At 70.0% G+C, this 21,539-nt stretch carries 20 protein-coding genes; 4 read left to right on the top strand and 16 right to left on the bottom strand.

Features of this window, described 5'->3' with window-relative positions; all coding sequences use genetic code 11:
• Positions 1–8: 8 nt before the first annotated feature.
• The 3 genes from OOK40_RS32580 to OOK40_RS32570 form a co-directional block, all read right to left on the bottom strand.
• Complete coding sequence (locus OOK40_RS32580) at positions 9–347, bottom strand: P-II family nitrogen regulator (RefSeq protein WP_101390346.1); 339 nt, start codon at positions 345–347, stop codon at positions 9–11.
• The gene (locus OOK40_RS32575) at positions 344–1,699 is read right to left on the bottom strand and encodes an ammonium transporter (RefSeq protein ID WP_266488802.1); all 1,356 of its coding nucleotides are present in this window, start codon (positions 1,697–1,699) and stop codon (positions 344–346) included. The genes OOK40_RS32580 and OOK40_RS32575 overlap by 4 nt, the downstream gene beginning before the upstream one ends.
• A gap of 345 nt (positions 1,700–2,044) precedes the next feature.
• Positions 2,045–3,514, bottom strand: coding sequence for a hypothetical protein (locus OOK40_RS32570; RefSeq protein WP_266488801.1), 1,470 nt, complete (start codon positions 3,512–3,514; stop codon positions 2,045–2,047).
• 428 nt (positions 3,515–3,942) lie between these two features.
• Between OOK40_RS32570 and OOK40_RS32565 the strand changes: the two genes are divergently transcribed.
• Positions 3,943–4,599 (top strand): bifunctional DNA primase/polymerase, encoded by a 657-nt coding sequence (locus OOK40_RS32565; protein WP_266488798.1) that lies wholly within the window; start codon positions 3,943–3,945, stop codon positions 4,597–4,599.
• A 122-nt stretch (positions 4,600–4,721) separates the two neighbouring features.
• Here OOK40_RS32565 and ftsY read toward each other — a convergent pair whose 3' ends face one another.
• Positions 4,722–5,927, bottom strand: a complete 1,206-nt coding sequence (gene ftsY / locus OOK40_RS32560) for a signal recognition particle-docking protein FtsY (protein ID WP_266488795.1) — start codon at positions 5,925–5,927, stop codon at positions 4,722–4,724.
• 236 nt (positions 5,928–6,163) lie between these two features.
• On the opposite strand from ftsY, the gene OOK40_RS32555 reads away from it, so the two are divergent.
• Positions 6,164–7,135: an LLM class flavin-dependent oxidoreductase gene (locus OOK40_RS32555; protein ID WP_266488794.1), complete on the top strand. Its 972-nt coding sequence runs from the start codon at positions 6,164–6,166 to the stop codon at positions 7,133–7,135.
• A gap of 39 nt (positions 7,136–7,174) precedes the next feature.
• Here the strand turns inward: OOK40_RS32555 and OOK40_RS32550 are convergent, their stop codons facing one another.
• The 4 genes from OOK40_RS32550 to OOK40_RS32535 all read right to left on the bottom strand — a co-directional run bounded on the left by OOK40_RS32550 (position 7,175) and on the right by OOK40_RS32535 (position 13,516).
• Entirely contained in the window at positions 7,175–8,596 is a 1,422-nt protein-coding gene (locus OOK40_RS32550; RefSeq protein WP_266488792.1) for a sugar porter family MFS transporter, read from the bottom strand.
• 220 nt (positions 8,597–8,816) lie between these two features.
• Positions 8,817–12,371: a chromosome segregation protein SMC gene (smc, locus tag OOK40_RS32545; RefSeq protein WP_266488790.1), complete on the bottom strand. Its 3,555-nt coding sequence runs from the start codon at positions 12,369–12,371 to the stop codon at positions 8,817–8,819.
• Between the two features lie 254 nt (positions 12,372–12,625).
• Positions 12,626–12,844, bottom strand: a complete 219-nt coding sequence (locus OOK40_RS32540; protein WP_142213425.1) for a hypothetical protein — start codon at positions 12,842–12,844, stop codon at positions 12,626–12,628.
• A gap of 390 nt (positions 12,845–13,234) precedes the next feature.
• Complete coding sequence (locus OOK40_RS32535; RefSeq protein WP_266488787.1) at positions 13,235–13,516, bottom strand: acylphosphatase; 282 nt, start codon at positions 13,514–13,516, stop codon at positions 13,235–13,237.
• Between the two features lie 150 nt (positions 13,517–13,666).
• Between OOK40_RS32535 and OOK40_RS32530 the strand changes: the two genes are divergently transcribed.
• Together OOK40_RS32530 and OOK40_RS32525 are read left to right on the top strand one after the other, a co-directional pair.
• Complete coding sequence (locus OOK40_RS32530) at positions 13,667–14,545, top strand: CAP domain-containing protein (RefSeq protein WP_266488784.1); 879 nt, start codon at positions 13,667–13,669, stop codon at positions 14,543–14,545.
• Positions 14,546–14,597: 52 nt separating this feature from the next.
• Entirely contained in the window at positions 14,598–14,987 is a 390-nt protein-coding gene (locus OOK40_RS32525; protein WP_266488783.1) for a helix-turn-helix domain-containing protein, read from the top strand.
• Here the strand turns inward: OOK40_RS32525 and mutM are convergent.
• The 8 genes from mutM to OOK40_RS32485 form a co-directional block, all read right to left on the bottom strand.
• Entirely contained in the window at positions 14,951–15,820 is an 870-nt protein-coding gene (gene mutM, locus OOK40_RS32520) for a bifunctional DNA-formamidopyrimidine glycosylase/DNA-(apurinic or apyrimidinic site) lyase (RefSeq protein WP_266488779.1), read from the bottom strand. The two genes, OOK40_RS32525 and mutM, sit on opposite strands and share 37 nt — an antisense overlap.
• 125 nt (positions 15,821–15,945) lie before the next feature.
• Complete coding sequence (gene rnc / locus OOK40_RS32515) at positions 15,946–16,839, bottom strand: ribonuclease III (RefSeq protein WP_266488775.1); 894 nt, start codon at positions 16,837–16,839, stop codon at positions 15,946–15,948.
• A 19-nt stretch (positions 16,840–16,858) separates the two neighbouring features.
• Positions 16,859–17,032: a 50S ribosomal protein L32 gene (gene rpmF, locus OOK40_RS32510; protein WP_026165248.1), complete on the bottom strand. Its 174-nt coding sequence runs from the start codon at positions 17,030–17,032 to the stop codon at positions 16,859–16,861.
• A 2-nt stretch (positions 17,033–17,034) separates the two neighbouring features.
• Positions 17,035–17,673 carry a DUF177 domain-containing protein gene (locus OOK40_RS32505; RefSeq protein ID WP_266489290.1) on the bottom strand — a complete coding sequence of 213 codons (639 nt, stop codon included), beginning with the start codon at positions 17,671–17,673 and terminating at the stop codon, positions 17,035–17,037.
• 149 nt (positions 17,674–17,822) lie between these two features.
• Positions 17,823–18,875, bottom strand: a complete 1,053-nt coding sequence (locus OOK40_RS32500; protein ID WP_266488774.1) for an ATP synthase F0 subunit B — start codon at positions 18,873–18,875, stop codon at positions 17,823–17,825.
• A 98-nt stretch (positions 18,876–18,973) separates the two neighbouring features.
• The gene (coaD, locus tag OOK40_RS32495) at positions 18,974–19,453 is read right to left on the bottom strand and encodes a pantetheine-phosphate adenylyltransferase (RefSeq protein WP_266489288.1); all 480 of its coding nucleotides are present in this window, start codon (positions 19,451–19,453) and stop codon (positions 18,974–18,976) included.
• Positions 19,454–19,479: 26 nt separating this feature from the next.
• A complete protein-coding gene (gene rsmD / locus OOK40_RS32490; protein WP_142213436.1) occupies positions 19,480–20,064 on the bottom strand; it encodes a 16S rRNA (guanine(966)-N(2))-methyltransferase RsmD in 585 nt (194 codons plus the stop codon).
• Between the two features lie 168 nt (positions 20,065–20,232).
• Positions 20,233–21,528 carry an RNA polymerase sigma factor gene (locus OOK40_RS32485; protein ID WP_266488772.1) on the bottom strand — a complete coding sequence of 432 codons (1,296 nt, stop codon included), beginning with the start codon at positions 21,526–21,528 and terminating at the stop codon, positions 20,233–20,235.
• Between the last annotated feature and the right edge of the window lie 11 nt (positions 21,529–21,539).

Genomic DNA, 21,539 nt, shown 5'->3' with positions numbered 1-21,539 from the left:
TCCGCGACTCAGAGCGCGTCGGGGCCGCGCTCGCCTGTCCGCACCCGTACGGCCGTCTCGACCGGGACGCTCCAGACCTTGCCGTCGCCGATCTTGCCGGTGCGGGCCGCCTTGACGACCACGTCGATGAGCTGTTCGGCGTCGTCGTCCTCGACCAGTACCTCGATACGGATCTTCGGCACGAGGTCGACGGTGTACTCCGCGCCCCGGTAGACCTCGGTGTGACCGCGCTGGCGGCCGTATCCACTGGCCTCCGTGACCGTGAGGCCCTGGACGCCGAAGGCCTGCAGGGCCTCCTTGATCTCGTCCAGCCGGTGTGGCTTCACGACTGCGGTGATGAGCTTCATGCGTCCACCTTCTTGTTCTCTGCAGCTGCCACGGAGTCGGCCGGCGCGGGCGCGGCCTTGCGGGAGCCGGCGCCGCCGCCCGCACCGCTGAAGTCGTACGCCGTCTCGGCGTGCTCGTCCTGGTCGATTCCGGAGATCTCGACGTCCTCGTCCACCCGCATACCGATGGTCTTGTCGAGGATGAAGGCGAGGATCGCCGATGCCACCAGAGAGTAGGCCAGCACCGCGCCGACACCGATGGCCTGCTTGCCGAGCTGGTCGAGGCCGCCGCCGTAGAAGAGGCCCTTGGCGTCGGACTGCACGCCACCCGTGGCGAAGAAGCCGACGAGCAGGGATCCGACGACACCGCCGACGAGGTGGACGCCGACGACGTCCAGGGAGTCGTCGTAGCCGAGCTTGAACTTCAGGCCCACCGCCATGGCGCACAGCACACCGGCGATGACACCGATGGCGATCGCGCCGAGCGGCGAGCAGGAGCCGCCGGACGGGGTGATGGCGACCAGACCGGCGACCGCGCCGGAGGCGGCACCGAGGGTGGTGAACGCACCGTGGCGGATCTTCTCGTAGGCGAGCCAGGCGAGCATCGCCGCGGCCGTGGCGACCTGCGTGTTGACGAACATCACCGCGCCGACACCGTCGTCGTTGCCCAGCCACGATCCGGCGTTGAAGCCGAACCAGCCGAACCACAGCAGACCGGCGCCGAGCATCACCAGCGGCAGGCTGTGCGGCCGCATCGGGTCCTTCTTGAAGCCGACACGCTTGCCGATGACCAGGATCACGCCGAGAGCCGCGGCTCCGGCGTTGATGTGGACGGCGGTACCGCCGGCGAAGTCGATGACACCGAGCTCGAAGAGCCAGCCGCCCGCGCCCCACACCCAGTGCGCGACCGGGAAGTACACGACGGTGACCCAGAGCGTGATGAACAGCGCCCAGGCGGTGAACTTGACGCGGTCGGCGAGCGCACCGCTTATCAGCGCGGGCGTGATGATCGCGAACATGAGCTGGAAGACGGCGAAGACGTACACCGGGATGGTGTAGCCGTCCCACAGCTGGGTGAGGCCGAGGCCGCTCAGTCCGACGTAGTCGGAGGTCCAGCCGATGAGGCCACCCTTGTCGGTGCCGAATGCGGCGCTGAATCCGTAGAGCACCCACAGGATCGTGACGATCCCGAGGCTGATGAAGCTCATCATCAGCATGTTCAGGGTGGACTTGACCCGGACCATGCCTCCGTAGAAGAAGGCCAGGCCCGGTGTCATGATCATCACCAGGGCGGAACAGATGAGCATGAAGCCGGTGTTGGCTGCCGACAGCGTCGGGGTGTCTGCTGCAAGCGTCGAGATGCCTGTTGGCATCGGCGTCTCCTCGTCGTCGGTGCGGCCGCGTGCGGGCGAAGCCTGAGCGGAAGGGCGGGCCGGTTATGCGCCCTGAGATTGGCCCAATGCGGTTTCCGTCGATGCCCCACGATGTTTCGCCGCAGTGACGAAGAGGTCCGGCGTGTTACACCGCCATGAACAGCGGGGTCACGAGTACGTAACGGGAGTACCCTCTGCGCACGTCACGGGCCCCCGGAGAAGAGCCCCTTCAGCCGCCCCGCAGAACCGGCCGCGACGTCACCCGGCTGACCTGGCAAATGGGGGAGCCGAGTCGGGCTGTTTCGAGGTGAACGTCGCGGCCGGGGCCTGCTGGGCGCAGCCCTCTCAGACCGCTTCAGCGGTCTCGGGCAGCTGGGAGGTGAGCTGGTCGGTGAAGTGGGCGACCTCGGCCACGTCGCCGAAGTCGCGGGCCGCGGTGTCGACGGTCTTGCGCAGCCGGGTGTTGACGCGCTCGGAGCGGATCCGCTTGGCGACCTTCAGCGCCTGCCCGGCCAGGTCCGTCGACTGTTCGGGCTCCCTCTTGAGCAGATGAACGGTGGCCATGCCGATCAGATTCAGTGCGTACGACCGCTGGTGCTCCTCGTCCTTGCCGAAGAGCTCCACGGCGCGCTGCATTATCGGCTCGGCGAGCGAGGCGTACGTGGGGCTGCGGCCCGCCACATAGGCCAGATCGCGGTACGAGTGCGCGTTCTCGGCATTGAGCTCGGCCTCGGAGAAGAAGCGGATCCAGTCGGGCTCGGGCTCGCCGTCGAGACCGGCGTCGGCGAAGGTGTCCTCGGCCATCCGGACGGCTCGCTTGCACTTGCTGGGCTGGCCCATATTGGCGTACGACCGGGCCTCCATCGCATACAGCATCGCCTGGGTGCGCGGGGTCGCACAGTCGCGGCTGCCGTACTGCGCGAGATGGACGAGCTCCAGGGCGTCGTCCGGCCGCCCCAGGTGGATCATCTGGCGGCTCATGGACGACAGGATGTACGAGCCGAGAGGCTTGTCGGCCGCCTCCTTGGCGGCATGCAGCGCGAGCACGAAGTACTTCTGCGCGGTGGGCTGCAGGCCGACGTCGTAACTCATCCACCCGGCCAGCTCGGCGAGCTCGGCCGCGCACTTGAACAGCCGCTGGGCGGTGGCTTCGGGCTGCGGCTCCTGCAACAGGTCGGTGACCTCGTGCAGTTGGCCCACCACGGCCTTGCGGCGCAGTCCGCCGCCGCACTGGGCGTCCCACTGGCGGAACATCGCGGTGGTGGACTCCAGCAGATCGAGCTCGGGCCCGGAGAGCCGCGAGGACCTGCGCGCTGCGCTCGGCGGCGCTCCCGGCTCGCCGGCCGGGGAGGGCACCAGCCAGCGCTGCATCGGCTCGACGAGGGCGGGGCCCGCGGCCAGGGCGAGCGAGGTGCCGAGGAAGCCGCGCCGCGCCAGCATCAGATCGCTGCGCGAGAACTCACTGAGGAGGGCGACGGTCTGCTCGCCGGCCCACGGCAGGTCGACCCCGGACACCGACGGTGACTGGTGCGCCGAGCGCAGACCGATGTCCTCGATGGCGACAACACACCCGAAGCGCTCGGAGAACAGCTCGGAGAGGATGCGCGGGATCGGCTCGCGCGGCTGTTCGCCGTCGAGCCAGCGGCGCACCCGCGAGGTGTCGGTGCTGATGTGGTGTGCGCCCATCTGGCGTGCCCTGCGGTTCACTTGGCGCGCCAGCTCGCCCTTCGACCAACCGCTGCGCACGAACCACGAACCCAACTGCTCGTTCGGGCGCTTGCCGGTATTCGTACCGCCTGCGCCGGTGCCGCCCACTGGATTGCCCCCATCCGCCGAAAAGCTCTGTCGCCCGAACCCTTACCAGAATGCCCTGAGTTGAGGCTCTCCGGAGGGAGGTTGCGCCCCATCGAACAGGAAACCGACTTGCCTCCGGCATACCCGCGGATGCGCAGAACTCCAGGGTTCGTGTACTGAAAGTAGTCCTACGATCACCCCTCCAGCGAGGGCGATTCCAGAAACGCCACCATTCGCCACCCCTTCGAATGAACTCCCCTGCCGCCAGGCGCGATTCACTTGACACACGACGATCAGGAGTCAGCGGAGCGGTGCACGCACAGGCGCGCGACCCGGGCCGCACCACCCCTCTCGCCACTGTGCGCCGCCGGAGCTTCACCGATTGCGACGCAGTGTCACGAGCAGACTTCGGGTCGTAACCACCGGCGATTCGACCCGTTGGAGGGGGCATGGGCTTCACAATCGGCGGCAGCCGGGGGATCAGTCAGATCAGGCCCGGCTCACGGCGCCGTGCGCGCACCGCGGAGTGCACCGTGGTGGCGGAGTACACGGGGCTGTGGGGCTGGGACGTGGCGCCGGGGGCGCGAGCGGCTTCCGGCGAGTGTTCCTGCGGGGCGGGCGACTGCGCGTCCCCGGGGGCTCATCCACTCGGCTTCGCCCCCGAGGTCCCCGCGGGCGCCACGCTGGACGAGGTCGCCAGGGCATGGGCCCGGGTACCGGGCGCGGCGCTGCTGCTGCCGGTCGGCCGCACCTTCGACATCCTGGACGTCGCCGCCCCGGCGGGCCGGCGGGCGCTGGTGCGCCTGGAGCGGATGGGCCTGCCGCTCGGCCCGGTGACGGCCACGCCGGAGGGCCGCTGCCAGTTCTTCGTCGCGCCGGGCGCGGCCGACGAACTCCCGCAGCTGCTCTACCGGATGGGCTGGGACGACGCGGATCTGGACCTGCACTGCCTGGGCCCGGGCGCGCACATCACGGCACCGCCGTCGGACCACGCGGGTCTTGGGCCGGTCAGCTGGCTGCGGCCGCCGTCGCTGGACACGGCGGCGGCGCCGCCGGAGGCGCGGCTGCTGCTGGGGACGCTGGCGTACGTCTGCCACCGTTCCTGAACCGGGGGCTCCGCCCCCCGGACCCCCGCTCCCCTGCCGCACATCCAGCCCGTCCGGCGTTTGAGGACATGCGGCCGAAGGTCGCATACGGGGTCCGGGGCGGAGCCCCGGTAAAGGGCGAGCTACTCGCCGATCAGCGCGTCGACGAACGCCTCCGGCTCGAACGGTGCCAGGTCGTCCGGCCCCTCGCCCAGGCCCACCAGCTTCACCGGAACGCCCAGCTCGCGCTGGACCGCGACCACGATGCCGCCCTTGGCCGTGCCGTCCAGCTTGGTCAGCACGATGCCGGTGATGTCCACGACCTCCGCGAAGACCCGGGCCTGCACCAGGCCGTTCTGACCCGTAGTGGCGTCCAGGACCAGCAGGATCTCGTCCAGCGGGCCGTGCTTCTCGACGACGCGCTTGACCTTGCCGAGCTCGTCCATCAGGCCCGTCTTGGTGTGCAGCCGGCCCGCGGTGTCGATCAGTACGACGTCCGCGCCCTCGGCGATGCCCTCCTTGACCGCGTCGAACGCGACCGACGCCGGGTCGCCGCCCTCGGGCCCGCGCACCGTGCGCGCGCCGACCCGCTCGCCCCAGGTCTGGAGCTGGTCCGCGGCCGCCGCGCGGAACGTGTCCGCCGCACCGAGAACCACCGAGCGGCCGTCCGCGACGAGCACCCGCGCCAGCTTTCCGGTCGTGGTGGTCTTTCCGGTGCCGTTGACACCGACGACCATGACGACGCCCGGGGTGTCCAGACCGCTCTCGGTCTTCACCGCGCGGTCGAAGTCGGTGCCGAGGAGGTGCAGCAGCTCCTCGCGCAGCAGCCCGCGCAGGTCGTCGGGCGTACGCGTGCCGAGCACCTTCACCCGCTCGCGCAGCCGCTCGACCAGCTCCTGGGTCGGCGCGACGCCGACGTCCGCGGTGAGCAGGGTGTCCTCGATCTCCTCCCAGGTCTCCTCGTCGAGGTGCTCGCGCGACAGGAGCGTGAGCAGACCCTTGCCGAGGGAGTTCTGGGAGCGGGCGAGACGCGCGCGCAGCCGGACCAGCCGGCCCGCGGTCGGCTCGGGAATCTCGATCTCGGGGGCGAGGGGCTCCTCGACGACGACCGGAGCCGTGGCTCCCGTGGCGTCGGGGAGATCGACCTCCTCGATCGTGCGCCGCGGCTCCTCGACCGTCGGGGCGGCGTCCTCACCGACCTGAGGCTCGGCGGGCGGGGCAGTGATGGTCGGCGTGCTCGACGGTGCCGAGGGCGGCAGCTGCTTCTTCTTGCGGCTGCTGACCACGAGCCCGCTGATCGCGCCGACCGCGACCAGGGCGATGACTACAGCAAGGATGAGGATTTCCATAACCCGACCAGTATGCGTGACCTCGCAGATGGCCGTTCGCTCCCGCTGCGGGGCTGCACGCCCTGCGGGAAGGGCCGGTCCGCCGCCCGGTCTCGTGCGCGAGCCCGGGCTGAGCGGCCACCGTCGTGGTCGCCGAGCCGCTCGAAGAACCCGGGTCCGCCGCTCTATCAATCTGACGCAACGTCAGCTACCGTCCCTCTTCGCCGTGCTCATACGCTGCGGAGGGGGACGTTCCCATGGCCTTCACGGTGGCCCGCTTCAATCTCGTCGATCCCGACGCGACACCCGAGACCCTCGCGGCCCGCTATCGCGCCGCCCTGGAGATGGCCGCGTACGCCGACGACCGCGGCATCGACACCATCCAGACCGAGGAGCACCACGGCGCCGGCAACAACTGGCTGCCCTCCCCGTTCGTCTTCGCCGGCGCGGTCCTCGGGTCCACCCGCCGTATCGCGGTCACCGTCTCCGCGATCATCGGCCCGCTCTACGATCCGCTGCGGCTGGCCGAGGACATCGCCGTGCTCGACCTGATCGGCAAAGGACGACTGGTCACTGTCGCGGGCATCGGCTACCGGCCCGAGGAGTACGAGGCCCACGGCGTCGACTGGGGCAGGCGCGGCAAGATCCAGGATCTGCTCCTGGAGACCCTCCTCAAGGCATGGACGGGCGAGCCCTTCACCTACGAGGGCCGTACGGTACGGGTCACCCCGCGCCCGTACACCCAGCCCCACCCGCTGCTGCTCGTCGGCGGCTCGTCGAAGGCGGCGGCCCGCCGCGCCGCCCGCCTCGGGCTGCCGTTCTTCCCGAGCGCGCATCTGCCGGAACTTCAGGCGTACTACCAGGACAGGCTCGCCGAATACGGCACCGAGGGCTGGACGATGATGCCCGCCGAGAAGACGCCGCTCCTGCATCTGTCCGACGACCCGGACCGCACCTGGGCCGAATACGGAAAGCACTTCCTGCACGAGGCCCGGATGTACGCCTCGTGGCAGTCCAAGGACATCCGCTCGGCGGTGAAGTCCGCCGCCACCACCGTCGACGAGCTCCGCGCCGAGGGCGTGTACCGGATCGTCACGCCGGACGAGTGCGTGGCGCTGGGCGCCGAGAGTCTCGTACTGCATCCGCTGTGCGGCGGCATGCCGGTGGACGAGGGCTGGCGCAGCCTGCAGCTGATGTGCGAACAGGTACTGCCCCGGCTCACTGGATGAGCCGGGGCAGTTCCGTGGCAAGGAGAGGGGCAGCGGGGATTAGCCCATCTCCTCCAACGCCTTGCCCTTCGTCTCCTTGACGTACCTGAGCACGAAGGGGATCGAGAGCACGGCGAAGGCTGTGTAGATGACGTACGTGCCCGAGAGGTTCCAGTCCGACAGGCTCGGGAAGCTCGCGGTGATGGCCCAGTTGGCGATCCACTGGGCGGAGGCGGCGACGCCGAGCGCCGCGGCGCGGATCCGGTTGGGGAACATCTCGCCCAGGAAGACCCAGACCACAACGCCCCAGGAGAGCGCGAAGAAGAGCACGAAGACATGGGCGGCGACCAGGGCCACGACGCCCTGGGTGGTGGGCAGCTTGCCGTCGACGAGATCGGCGGAGAAGGCCCAGGCCTCGAAGGCCAGCGCGATCGCCATGCCGGCCGAGCCGATGAGGGCGAGCGGGCGGCGGCCGACCCTGTCCACGAAGACCATCGCGATCACGGTGCCGATGATGTTGATGATCGAGGTGGTGAAGGAGTAGAGGAACGAATCGGTCGGGTCGATGCCGACGGACTGCCACAGCGTCGAGGAGTAGTAGAACGCGACGTTGATGCCGACGAGCTGCTGGAAGACCGAGAGTCCGATGCCGACCCAGACGATGGGCAGGAAGCCCAAGCGGCTGCCCAGCAGGTCCTTGAAGGTCGACTTGTGCTCGCTGCGCATTGCCAGGTCGATCTCGGCGACGCGGGCGTCCAGGTCCACGCTGTGGCCCTCGACCTCGCCGAGGACCTCCTTCGCCCGGTCGGTCCTGCCGACGGAGATCAGGAAGCGGGGCGACTCGGGGATCGCGAAGGAGAGCAGTCCGTAGAGCACCGCGGGCACGACCATGACGCCGAGCATCCACTGCCAGGCCTCGAGCCCGGCGATCTCGCCGCGCTGCTCACCGTCGGCGAGCTGCAGGATGCCGTAGTTCACCAGCTGGGACACGGCGATGCCGATGACGATCGCGGCCTGCTGGAAGGAGGCGAGCCGGCCGCGGTAGGCGGGCGGGGAGACCTCGGCGATATAGGCCGGGCCGATGACCGATGCCATGCCGATGGCGAAACCGCCGACGATGCGCCAGAAGGCGAGGTCCCAGAGGGCGAAGGGGACGCAGGAGCCGACAGCGCTGACGGTGAAGAGCGCGGCGGCGATCTGCATACAGCGGATGCGGCCGATGCGGTCTGCGATCCGGCCGGCGGTGGCGGCGCCGATGGCGCAGCCGATCAGGGCGACCGCGATGACCTGGGCGAGCGTTCCGGAGCCTATGTCGTAGCGGTCGCGGATGGCCTCGACAGCGCCGTTGATGACCGAACTGTCGTAGCCGAAGAGGAAACCGCCCATCGCGGCGGCGGCCGTGATGAAGATGACATGGCCGAGGTGGTCGGGGTGGGCCTCACGGGCTCCCGATACAGGTGGTGGCTGCGCGGTGCTGGTCACATGTACTCCTCGGGCGTCCGGCAGCGCCGCCGGGCGTGGGGGGCGAGCCCTTCAAGCGGCGTACAACAAGCCGCCGCCCACCACTTGAAGGTAAAAGCAACGTTGCAGAGACTATTCGTTCAAGTTTCGAAGTCAAGAGGGGAGATCAAGCCGACTCGCGCAACATCGATCTCAGTCTTCATTCAAGTGTTGAAGAAGTGTTCACCGTGTGGAAGAAGCGTCAGCGAAGGCGCTGACTGATGACCTTGGAGACGCCGTCACCCTGCATGGACACGCCGTACAGCGCGTCCGCGACCTCCATCGTCCGCTTCTGGTGCGTGATCACGATCAGCTGCGAGGACTCCTGGAGCTCCTGCATGATCCGGATCAGCCGCTGGAGGTTGGTGTCGTCGAGCGCCGCCTCGACCTCGTCCATGACATAGAACGGGCTCGGCCGGGCCTTGAAGATCGACACGAGCAGCGCCACCGCGGTCAGCGACCGCTCCCCGCCCGAGAGCAGCGAGAGCCTTTTCACCTTCTTGCCGGGCGGCCTGGCCTCGACATCCACACCCGTGGTGAGCATGTTGTCGGGATCGGTCAGAATCAGCCGTCCCTCACCACCGGGGAAGAGCCGCGAGAAAACGCCCTCGAACTCGCGGGCGGTGTCCCGGTACGCATCGGTGAAGACCTGCTCGACGCGCTCGTCGACCTCCTTGATCACCTGAAGGAGGTCGGTCCTGGTCTTCTTGAGGTCTTCGAGCTGCTCGGAGAGGAACTTGTGGCGCTCCTCCAGTGCCGAGAACTCCTCCAGCGCGAGCGGATTCACCTTCCCGAGCTGCTGGTAGGCGCGTTCGGCGGACCTGAGGCGCTTCTCCTGCTCGCCGCGTGCGAAAGGTTTCGGCAGGTTCCGCGGGTGCTCGGGGTCCTCCGGCAGTTCCTCGCCCTCGGCGGGCGGTGAGGGCGGCACCAGCTGGTCGGGCCCGTACTCCGAGATCAGCCCGGCCGGTTCCACGCCGAGCTCCTCCAGAGCCTTGGTCTCCAACTGCTCGATCCGCAGCCGCTTTTCGGCCCCGAGCACCTCGCCGCGGTGCACCGAGTCGGTCAGCTTGTCGAGCTCGCCCTTGAGGTCGCGCCCCTGGTTGCGGGCGGCGCTCAGATCCTGTTCGCGCTCGGCCTTGGCCGCCTCGGCGGCGACCCGTTCCGCCTCGGCGCGCACGAGGGAGACCTCGACATGGGCCAGCAGCTGGCGGGCGCCGCTCGCCACCGCGGAGGCCACCTCCGCCTCGTGGCGCAGCCGGGCGCGCCGCTGTTCGGCCCGCACCCGCGCCTCGCGCTCGGCGCGCGCTCCCCGGTCGAGCGAGTCCGCGCGTCCCGCGAGCCCCTTGACGCGCTCCTCGTGCGTACGGACCTGGAGGCGGGCCTCCATCTCGGTCTGGCGGGCGTTGGCGCCGTCGGCCGCGAGCCGGTCCCGTACATGCGTGTCCGGTTCCTCCTCGGCGGGAGCCTCCTCGGCGACCAGCAGCCGCTCGGCCAGCTCCTCGGCCTCCTCGCGAGCCCGCTCCAGCGCCTCCTGCGCCCGGGCCACGGCCGCGGTCGTCCGCTCGGCCTCGCCCGCGGCGCCGCGCGCCTGGCCGGCGAGCCGCCCGAGCTGCCCCGACACCGCGGACTTCTCGCGGTCTGCGGCTCGGCGGCGCTCCCCCAGCTCCTCGACCAGCGCGGCGCATTCGCGGCGGCGGGCGGTGGCCTGCTGCTGGGTGGCGGCCAGTTCCTCGCACTGGACGGCCAGCTCCTCCAGCTCGGCGGCGGCCTCGTCGACGGATGCCTGCACCTCCAGCAGGCTGGGCGCACCGGCGGAGCCACCCTGCGCGAAGTGCGCGCCGAGGACGTCGCCCTCGGCGGTCACGGCGGTGAGTTCGGGCCGCCCGTAGACCAGATCCTCGGCGTCCTCCAGCGTCCCGACGACGACGATGCCCCGGAGCAGTCTGCGCACGGCGGGCATCAGCTCCTCGGGCCCGCGCACCAGATCGGCCGCGTACGGGGAACCGTCCGGGCGCCGCTCGGGCGCCGCGGACTCCGGGGCGCCGCTCAGCAGTATCGCGGCGCGCCCGGCGTCGGCCTTGCGCAGCAGCCGCAGCGCTTCGGCGGCCGTCGCCGGGCTGGACACGGCCACGGCGTCCGCGGCCGCGCCGAGCGCCGCGGCCACCGCAACCTCGTAGCCGGTGGCCACCGTCAGCAGCTCCGACGCCGGTCCCAGCAGTCCGCTCAACCGGTCCTTCGCGGCGAGCAGCGCGCCCGTGCCGTCCTTGCGGCGCAGGCCCAGGGCGAGTGCTTCACGGCGGGCGGCGACGGCGGCGCGCTTGCGTTCGGCGGCGGTGAGCGCCTCACGGGCCGCGCCGAGTGCGGCCTCCGCCTCGGACAGCTCCCGCTTGGCCGCGTCGTGCTGCTCGCCGAGCGCGGAGTCATCGGCGTCGAGCCCGTCGACCTCGGCCTTGAGCTGCTCGTACTCCTCCTGCGCGGCGACGGCCCGCTCCTGGGCCTCGTCGCGTGCGGCGGCCAGCCGGTCGATCTCGGCCTGCGCCGAAGCGGCCCTGCTGCGTGCCGCGTTGACCTGGCCGTTGAGCCGGGCAAGACCCTCGCGCCGGTCGGCGATCGCCCGGGCGACGTCCTTGAGCCGCCGCTCCTCGACCGTCAACTCCCGCTCCAGCTCGGCGCGGTGGGCGACGGTGTCCTCCAGGGCGCGCTCGGCCGCCTCCAGCGCGGCCTCCAGCTCCGCCTCCTGCTCACGGATCCTGGCGGCCTCGCGCTCCATGTCCTCCGGGTCGCGGCCGCGCCGTTCGTCCGCGGGCACGGCGCTCGCGCTCTTGACCCGCGCGTCGGCCAGCGAGATCGTGCCGCGCACCCGCTCGGCCAGCTGGGAGAGCTCGTACCAGCTCTGCTGGGCCTGCTGCAGCCGTGGCGCGAGCCGCCGTACCTCGTCCTCCAGCTCCGCCTCGCGCGTCAGCGCGGCCTTGAGCTCCGCCTCGGCCGCGTCCTTACGTTCCTTCAGCGCGGCCTCGTCGGCGATCTCGCTGCGCAGCGCCTCGCGCAGCCGTACGAGATCGTCGGCGAGCAGCCGCAGCCGGGCGTCACGCAGATCGGCCTGGATCACGGCGGCCCGCCGGGCGACGGCGGCCTGCCGTCCCAGCGGCTTGAGCTGGCGGCGCAGTTCGTCGGTCAGATCCTGTACGCGCGCGAGGTTGGCCTGCATCGCGTCAAGCTTCCGCAGCGCCTTCTCCTTGCGCTTACGGTGCTTGAGGACGCCCGCGGCCTCCTCGATGAAGGCCCTGCGTCCCATCGGATCGGCGTGCAGTACGGAGTCGAGCTGGCCCTGGCCGACGATGACGTGCATCTCGCGGCCGATGCCGGAGTCGGACAGCAGCTCCTGGATGTCGAGGAGCCGGCAGGTGTCGCCGTTGAGCTGGTACTCGCTTCCGCCGTTGCGGAACATGATCCGTGTGATGGTGACTTCGGCGTAGTCGATGGGGAGCGCGCCGTCGGAGTTGTCGATGGTGAGGGAGACCTCGGCGCGGCCCAGCGGGGGCCGCCCGGTCGTCCCGGCGAAGATGACGTCCTCCATCTTGCCGCCGCGCAGCGACTTGGCCCCCTGCTCACCCATGACCCAGGAGAGCGCGTCCACCACATTGGACTTGCCCGACCCGTTGGGCCCCACGACGCAGGTGATGCCCGGCTCGAAGCGCAGCGTCGTGGCGGACGCGAAGGATTTGAACCCGCGCAGGGTCATGGCCTTGAGGTGCACGCGGCCGGACTCTACCGTGCGCTTCGCTCGAAAGGCCGGAGCACGTTGGCTCGGGCCCGCCACGAGGCGTTTTCTGCCGGGGGTCCGGGGGTTGCCCCCGGGAAGACACAGTGCTCGCGGTTTCACCTATGAAGGTGCAGGGCACATCAGACGGTAAGGGAAGGACTGTAAGGGGCGGAGCGCAAAAGAAAGAAGGGACGCCGAGGCGTCCCTTGCATATCTTGTGCGCGATGATTCTCCAGCGAACGCCGTGCTCAGGTGAGCGCAGGCTCCGCCTGGGGTACGTCGATGTCGATGCCTTCGAGCAACGACTCTCCAGGGTGCTGAGCGACGGCAGCGTTGAGCGCGTCGTTCTCGGACTGAATCCGTACAAGCTCGGATTCGAGGTCCTGGACGCGCTGCTGAAGCCGTCGCATCTCGGCGAGGAGTCGCGGGTCGTTACCGCCGACGTAACCGAGAAGCGCCTTTGCCATGATGGATGGTCCTCCACACTGAGTGACCGACCGAAGCGGTGTGGGTCGTGAGGGATTCGCACCCGCGGTGCTCGACAGTGCTTGTTAGTGCTGAATACGGCTGCGGTTCTTACTGCCAAACAGCTAAGGTGCGCGGGGCTTCCAGAGTCTCACCAAAAAGTTTGACGGTCAACACGATCACGCCCCGCGTCGGCGGGCAAACCCGGGGGCGTACGGCCGCGGAACGTGCGGCGAAGCCTCTCAGCGGGGCCCAGGGGGCGTAGAGATCATTCTTACTGGCGCAGCCTGGCACGACAAGCCCTTCTTGGCAACCACCAGCCAATTTCTGCCGCGGCAGGTGCCCGCGGCATGCCCGCAGGACCGACTTTCGCGAGGAAATGCGCGATGACCTCAGCGGATCGCGAAGCCTTCGTAGCCGCCGCGCGGGGTGTCCCAGATCTCGGTGACACCTTCGACCCGCCCGGGTGTGTCGTCCGAGCGCAGCCACTCCAGCAGTCGGTGGCAATTCTCACGTGGCCCCTCTGCCACAACCTGCACTCTGCCGTCGTCGAGATTGACGGCGAATCCCGTGAGGCTCCCGATCTGAAGAGCGTTCGCCCTGGTGAACCAGCGGAAGCCCACTCCCTGTACCCGGCCGCGTACCCAGGCGGTGAGCCGTGCGTCATCGTTCATGCGTGCAAGGTAACGGGCCAATTGCACACAGAGCACTTCACCCCCACGCGTCATGGCGTACAGTCCCGTCGAAATGAGCTTCACCCATATGGGTGAGTCAGTTTGACGTTTGACCGTCGAGCTTCGTCGAGCATCAGGAAGGCACAGCAGATGGGACGCCATCGACGCTCCGCCGACGCACCCGCCGCGCACGACCATGCGGACGGAGCCGCAGGCCGGCACCGGGGTGGTGCACGCCGGAAGAAGCGGTCGGGCATGCCCGTGCGCACCGGGCTGCTCGGCGCCTCCGCGGCCATGGCCGTAGGCGCTGTCGCCGTCGCGTCCGGCCTGCTGCCGGGCGGCGACAAGTTCGACGTCAGCGGCGGCAGCGAGCCGAGCGGGCAGATACGCAGCGAGGGCTCCGCCCAGCTGCAGACCCAGGGCGACGCGAGCGCCGAGCCGACGAAGGGGACCTCGGCACCCGCGAGCCCCACCGCGCCGCGCCCGCAGGCACCGTCGAAGACCCCCTCCCCCACGCCGACCAAGCCGTCGGCGACGCCGTCGAAGCAGACGAAGGCCCCGCAGGCGGAGAAGAAGACGACGGCCCCGACCCGTACCGAGACCCGCGCCTCCGACCGTTCGTCCGAGCGGGCCAAGCCCCCCGTCTCGGGCGCGGCGGCCGCCGAGGCCGAGGTGCTCACCCTGGTCAACAAGGAGCGCGCGAAGGTGGGCTGCAGCCCGGTGCGCCCCGATGCCGGTCTTGGGGATCTCGCCAGTGACTTCAGCGCCGACATGGCCGCGCGCGGCTTCTTCGACCACACCGACCCCGACGGGGACACTCCCTGGGACCGCGCCGACCAGGCGGGCGTCAAGGGACTGGGCGGCGAGAACATAGCCCGCGGGCAGGCCGACGCCGCCGCGGTGATGAACTCCTGGATGAACAGCGACGGTCACCGCGCCAACATCCTCAACTGTGACTACAAGACGCTGGGCATCGGTGTGGTCATGGGCGACGGCGGCCCCTGGTGGACCCAGGACTTCGGCTTCTAGCCGCTCCTGCAACGCTTACGAATAGTTAGTACACCGGAGTAGGGTGGCCGTCATGGACGACGACGGCCACCCCTTCGACGTTTTCTCCAAGCAGTGCCCCTCACGCGGCACGCTCGAGCACGTGACGGGCCGCTGGGGCAGCCTGACGATCGGGGCCCTGTACGAAGGGTCCCTCCGCTTCAACGAACTGCGCCGGCGCGTCGACGGTGTGAGCGAGAAGATGCTCTCCCAGACGCTGCACGCGCTGGAGCGCGACGGCCTGGTCCACCGGGAGGCACAGACCACCAATCCCCCGCGTGTGGACTATGAACTCACCGCGCTGGGACGCTCCGTCGCCGAGCGACTGCTCGGGCTGATCCACCTGGTCGAGGGCCGGATGCCCGAGGTGCTCGCCGCGCGCGAGCGCTACGACGAGGTGCGCGAAGGTCTCGGTGCCCGCTGACAGCGGGGGCAGAAGTAGCTGGAACGGTTCATCCAGGGACGGCGGCGCATGGGTGTGCCGCAGCGTCGGCAGGGCTCGTCCTCGCGGCCGTACGCATCCAACGACCGGTCGAAATAGCCCGATTCGCCGTTCACGTTCACATAGAGGCTGTCGAAGCTGGTGCCGCCGACGGCCAGGGCCGCGTTCATCACGTCCCGTACATGACTGAGCAGTTCGGCCGAGCGGGGGCGCGTCAGGGTCGCGGTGGGGCGCTCGAAGTGGAGCCGGGCGCGCCACAGTGCCTCGTCCGCGTAGATGTTCCCGACGCCGCTGATCAGCGACTGGTCGAGCAGCGCGCGCTTCACCGTCGTACGGCGCAGCCGCAGCGCGACATGGAAGGCCGCGTCGTCGAAGGCCGGGTCCAGCGGATCGCGGGCGATATGGGCGATCGCGTCCGGGAGCCCCTCAGGAGTGTTGTCGTGCAGTGACAGACCGCCGAAGGTGCGCTGGTCGACGAAGCGCAGCTCGGTGCCGAGCCGGTCGTCGAAGCGGATCCGGATCCGCAGATGCTTCTCGTCGGCAGCGTCCTCGGGCTGCACGAGCAGCTGGCCGCTCATGCCGAGATGGCCGAGGATCGAGGTGTCCGTGTCCGCAAGCGGCAGCCAGAGGTACTTGCCGCGGCGGCGGGCGATCCCGACGCTGTGGCCCTTGAGCCGGGCCGCGAAGTCCCCGGCGCCGGCCGGATGGCGGCGGACCGCGCGCGGGTGCAGCACCTCCACCTCGGCGATCGTCCGCCCGCTGACCCAGCGCTGGAGTCCGCGACGTACGACTTCGACCTCGGGCAACTCGGGCACGGGGCTCCTTCGGGCAATCTCAGCGTGACGCCCGCAGCGTACCTCCGCGCCTGAGGCGGAAAACCGCGAAGCCCCTGCGCTCCTGAAGAGCGAGGGGCCCCGCGGGGGAAAGCGGAAACGCGGACTCAGGCCGAGGCCCGGTCCCCGGATTCCGAGGCCGAAGGGGCGTCGGCGGCCCCTTCGTCATCAGCAGCGGTCGCTTCGGCTTCCGCGTCGGCCAGAGCCTCCGCCTCGGCCCGGGCCTTGGCCCCGGCCTCCGCTTCGGCCTTCGCCGCAGCCGCGCGCTCGTCCGCGGCGGCACGGATCTCCCGCCATGCGGACTCCGCCGCCTGCTGCTCCGCTTCCTTCTTGCTGCGGCCGGTGCCGGTGCCGTACGAGACACCACCGACGCGGGCGGCAGCAGTGAAGGTCTTCTCGTGGTCCGGGCCGGTCTCGGTGACGAGATACTCCGGAACTCCGAGCCCCTCGGCGGCGGTGAGCTCCTGGAGACTGGTCTTCCAGTCCAGGCCCGCGCCCAGGTTCGAGGACTTCTCGATCAGCGGGTCGAAGAGCCGGTGCACCAGCTCCGAGGCCGCTTCGAGGCCCTGGTCGAGATAGACCGCACCGATCACCGCTTCAAGGGTGTCGGCGAGGATGGACGCCTTGTCCCGGCCTCCCGTGCCCTCTTCGCCCCGGCCGAGCCGGATGAAGAGGCCGAGTTCGAGGCCGCGGCCGACCTCCGCCAGCGCACGAGAATTGACCACCGCGGCCCGCAGTTTGGCCAGCTGGCCTTCGGGCAGGTCGGGGTGGGTGCGGTACAGCGTGTCCGTGACCACCAGGCCGAGCACCGAATCCCCGAGGAATTCGAGACGCTCGTTGGTGGGCAGACCGCCGTTCTCGTACGCGTACGAACGGTGGGTCAGCGCACGCACCAGAAGGGCGGACTCGAGGTGATACCCGAGCCGCCCTTCCAGAAGCGTGTGGGACGAGGCTGCGTTGACGTTGTCCGCCTGCTTCTTGGCATTGGACAGCTCAGACATCGGGCCTCTCACCAGCCGCTCAGACCTCGAGGACCTGGCGCTTGTTGTAGGTGCCGCAGCTCGGGCACGCGATGTGCTGCTGCTTCGGCTCCTGGCAACGCTCACACGAAACCAGGGTGGGGACCGCAGCCTTCCACTGCGACCGGCGGTGGCGCGTGTTGCTGCGCGACATCTTCCGCTTCGGAACAGCCACGGCTACTTCTCCTGCTTCTCGTCGACGCCCGCTTCGGCGCCGCCCATGTTGTCCTTCTCGCCGTCCTGAATGGTCTCGGCGAGTCCCTGCAGTGCCGCCCAACGAATGTCGACGGCGTCATGGTGGTGGTCCGGGTTCTCATCCAGCCTGATCCCGCATTCGGGACACAGACCGGCACAGGTCTCCCGGCACACCGGCTGCATCGGCAGTGCGAGCACCACCGCATCACGCAGCACGGGCTCGAGGTCGAACATGCCGTCCTCGAGAAAGAGCACGTCCTCGTCCTCGGCGTCGTCGACCGGCTCCGCAGTGCGACTGCGGCCCCGGTCATCGGCGTCGGGGTACGAAAACATCTCCTGGAAGTCCGCCGCGACCTCTTGGCTCAGCGGCTCCAGACACCTTACGCACTCCCCTTCGGCCGATGCACGGGCGGTGCCTGTGACAAGCACACCTTCCATGACCGACTCCAGACGGAGGTCGAGCTTCACGGGTGCGCCTTCCGGCACACCGATGACCCCTGCGATACCGAAGTCCTTGGGGGCATCGACCGAGCGGGTCAGCCGCTGGAGGGCACCAGGACGCCGCCCCAGCTCGTGTGTGTCGAACACGAGGGGGTTGCGGTGGTCGAGGCGCGTGCTCAGGGTTTTTCCTGCTTTCGGATCGTGAGGAAGGGCCGTCCCGGGCTTCTCGGTGCGAAGCGGGCAGCCGTGATCGCGGAGCTACGCGCGACCGAAGAGCCAGGATACTGGACGGGCCGCCGTAGACCCAATCCGCGCCTCCCGGCAGCCGTTCAGCGCCCCTGCTCGTACCGGCGCAGCTGCTCCAGGTCGATCATGCTGGTGTCGAACAGGCTGGTCTCGTCAAGGGCGGCGCCCTGCTGCCGGACCTGCTGCTGCGGCTGGTGCTGGGCCTGCTGCTGGTAGGCGTACGGGTCCTGCTGGGCGTACTGCTGCTGGTCGTAGCCCTGCTGCTGGTACGCGGCGTACGGGTCGGCCTGATAGCCGGCGTACGCCTCCTGCGGCTGGTAGGTATACGGATCCTGCTGGGCCGGGATCTGGGGCTGCTGTTCGGCCACCGGCTGGTACTGGTGCTGGGGCTGAGCCTGCGGCTGCGGCTCGGGCAGCTCGGCGAGCCCGGCCAGATAGTCGGCGTCGCTGGCGTGCTGCTGGGTGCCCGCCGCGTCCTGGGCGGCCATGTGCTCGCCGAGGGCGTCGCTGGTGGTCCGGCCGTGCAGCTTCTGGCGGCCGCGGCCGACGGCGTCGAGAGTCTTGGAGAGCACGGCCTCGAAGGCGCCCAGCTTGGTGTCCACGTAGGCGTCGGCCCGCTGGATCAGGGTCTGCGGGTCAGCGCTGTACTCAGGGGCGTCCTCGTCGGCGAAGCCCTGCTCGTCCAGGCCGGGGCCACGGCCCAGCAGCTTCTCGCGGCCGCGGTCGACCGAGCCGATGGTCTTGGTGAGGACGACCTCGAAGTTGGCGAGCTTGGAGTCGACGTAGTCGTCGGCCTCGGCACGGATCTCCTCGGCCTCCCGGCGGGCCTCCGCGAGGATGCGGTCGGCCTCCTCCTGGGACTGGCGGGCGACGTGGGTGTCCGAGACCAGCGAGCCGCGCTCGGCGTGGGCGGTCTCGATGATCCGCTCGGCCTCCTGGCGGGCCTGCTCGACCATCTGCTCACGGCCGCCGATCAGCTCCTGGGCCTGGGCCAGGGAGCCCGGCAGGGCCTGACGGACCTCTTCGAGCATGGCGAGCAGCTCGGCGCGGTTGACCACGCAGGAGGCCGACATGGGCATGGACCGGGCGTTGCCGACCGCCTCGACGATCTCGTCGAGCTTCTTCTGGACGTCCACCGTGGGTTCGCCACTCTCTAGAACTGATGGGAGACGGACGGGACGACTGTACGGGCAGTCGGCGCCCGCCCGACACCGGGTGACGGACTGTCAGTTCGTCACTTCGGGGCGAGGCGCCGGGTCAGGGCCTCGTGAACAACCGGAGGCAGCAGGTGAGAGACGTCGCCGCCCCAGGCGGCGACCTCCTTGACGAGGCTGGAGGACAGGAAGCTGTAGGTGGGGTTGGTCGGGACGAAGAGGGTCTCGACACCCGTGAGCCCGTTGTTCATCTGGGCCATCTGCAGCTCGTAGTCGAAGTCGCTGACCGCGCGCAGACCCTTGACGATGGCCGGAATGTCGCGCTCCTTGCAGAAGTCGACGAGGAGGCCGTGGTGGGACTCCACGACGACGTTCCCGTACTCGCTGGTGACCTGGCGGATCATCTCCATCCGCTCTTCGACCGTGAACAGTCCCTGCTTGGACTGGTTGATCATCACCGCGACATGTACGACGTCGTACAGCTTGGAGGCGCGGGCAATGATGTCGAGGTGCCCATTGGTGATGGGGTCGAATGACCCCGGACAGACTGCGCGGCGCAACTGAAGTCCCTCGCTCTCCGAACCGGTCATCGTGCGTCTTCGCACGTAGAGGCGGCGCGACCGTACCAAAGCGTGCCCTCGCCGTAGCGACGGGCCCGCAGTGGCTCAAAGCCCTGCGGCCAGACGAATTCGCCGCCTCTGGTGCTGCGCTCCACGGTGGCGAGAGCATCGTCCGCGAGCCAGCCCTGGCGACGGAGTGTGAGCAGAATCTCCCGAAGATCGTCATCGGTGACGGCGTACGGAGGGTCGAGGAAGACGACGTCGTACGGGAGCTCGGGCGCCGGGCCTGTCACGATCTGTTCCGCTTTGCCGGTACGGACCTCGGCACCGGGCAGTCCGAGCGCCCGGACGTTCTCCCGGACGATGCGGGCGGCGCGGTTGTCCGCCTCGACGAGGAGGGCGTGGGACGCGCCCCGGGACAGTGCCTCCAGGCCGACGGCGCCGGAGCCCGCGTACAGGTCGGCGACACGGATGCCGCCCAGGGTGCCGAGGAGGGACTCCCAGCTGGAGAAGAGCCCCTCGCGAGCGCGGTCGGATGTGGGGCGGGTGCCGGTGCCGGGCGGGACGGCGATACGGCGCCCGCCGGCCGCGCCGGCGATCACGCGGGTCATCTGAGTCTGGGTCCTTCGAGACGGAGGCGGATGAGGCTGAGGCTGCGGCTGAGCAGATCGCTGAGCTGTGGTGCTGAGCTGTGGTGCCGAGCGGATGCGCTGACCGGATGTGCTTAAACGATAGGCCGTCGCACGGGTTCAGTGGGCTCAGGTTCGGACCGCTCCGTATCAGTCCGCGCTGCCCAGCTGCTCCAGGCGGCCCGCCAGGAAGTCGCTCTCGACGGCGTTCTCCGTGAGCAGGAGCGCCTCCTCGTACGCCGATCTCGCCTCCGCGGTGCGGCCGAGCCTGCGCAGGAAGTCGGCGCGGGCCGCGGCCAGATAGCCGTACCCCGCCAGCTGGGGCTCGGCGGCCAGCGCGTCGACCGCGGCGAGCCCGGCTGCCGGGCCGCCCGCGAAGCCCACCGCCACGGCCCGGTTGAGGGCCACCACCGGCGACGGCCAGATCTGCACCAGCAGGTCGTAGAGCGCCACCACCTCCCGCCAGTCGGTCTCCTCCCAGCTCGGCGCCTCGGCGTGGACCGCGGCGATGGCCGCCATGAGCGCGAAGCGCCCCGGAGGTCTGCGGCGCAGGGCCTCGCGCACCAGCGCGATCCCTTCCCCGATCGCGGCGCGGTCCCATTGCGTACGGTCCTGCTCGGCGAGCAGCAGCAGCCGCCCGTCGTCGCCCGAGCGGGTGTCGCGGCGCGCGTCGGTCAGCAGGATCAGGGCCAGCAGTCCGGCGACGCCCGCGTCGTCGGGCAGCAGCGTGCGCAGCATCCTGGCGAGGTCGAGCGCCCGTTCCACGAGGTCGCGGCGGACGAGGTCGGCGCCTGCAGGAGCGGTGTGCCCGGTGGTGAAGAGCAGATGCACCACGGTGAGTACCGCTTCGATACGGGCGGGCAGCTCGTCGGCGGGCGGCACCCGGTAGGGGATCCGCGCGGCGGCGATCTTCTTCTTCGCCCGGGTGATCCGGGCGGCCATCGCGGGCTCGCCGACCAGAAAGGCGCGCGCCACCTCCGCGGTCGTCAGGCCGCACAGCAGCCGCAATGTGAGGGCGACCTTCGCCTCTTCGGCGAGCGCGGGGTGGCAGCAGGTGAAGATCAGCCGCAGCCGGTCGTCGGGGAACTCCTCCGGCCCGTCCCCGTCCACCAGAGCCTCCGGTTCCGTGAAGGGATCGCCAGAGAGGTCCAGGAGCTGGGGCAGCGACCTGCGCAGGGTCGCGTCCCGCCGGAGCACGTCCAGTGCCCGGTTGCGGGCGGTAGTGGTCAGCCAGGCGCCGGGGCGGCGCGGGATGCCGCGCTCGCCCCACACTGTCAGCGCCTTGGCGTACGCGTCCTGCACGCACTCCTCCGCCAGGTCGAGGTCGTGCGTCAGGCGCGCTGTCGCGGCGAGCACGAAGGCCCACTCGCGGCGGTGCGCGTCCGCGACAGCGGCGGCGACCGCGGGGTCCGTGCGGACCCCGCCGGCCGCGCCGTCCCTGGCCACCGGGGGCCTCC

It is taken from the genome of Streptomyces sp. NBC_01481, assembly GCF_026339995.1.
In the GTDB taxonomy this organism is placed as follows: domain Bacteria; phylum Actinomycetota; class Actinomycetes; order Streptomycetales; family Streptomycetaceae; genus Streptomyces.
This window is presented reverse-complemented; position numbering and strand designations above follow the sequence as displayed.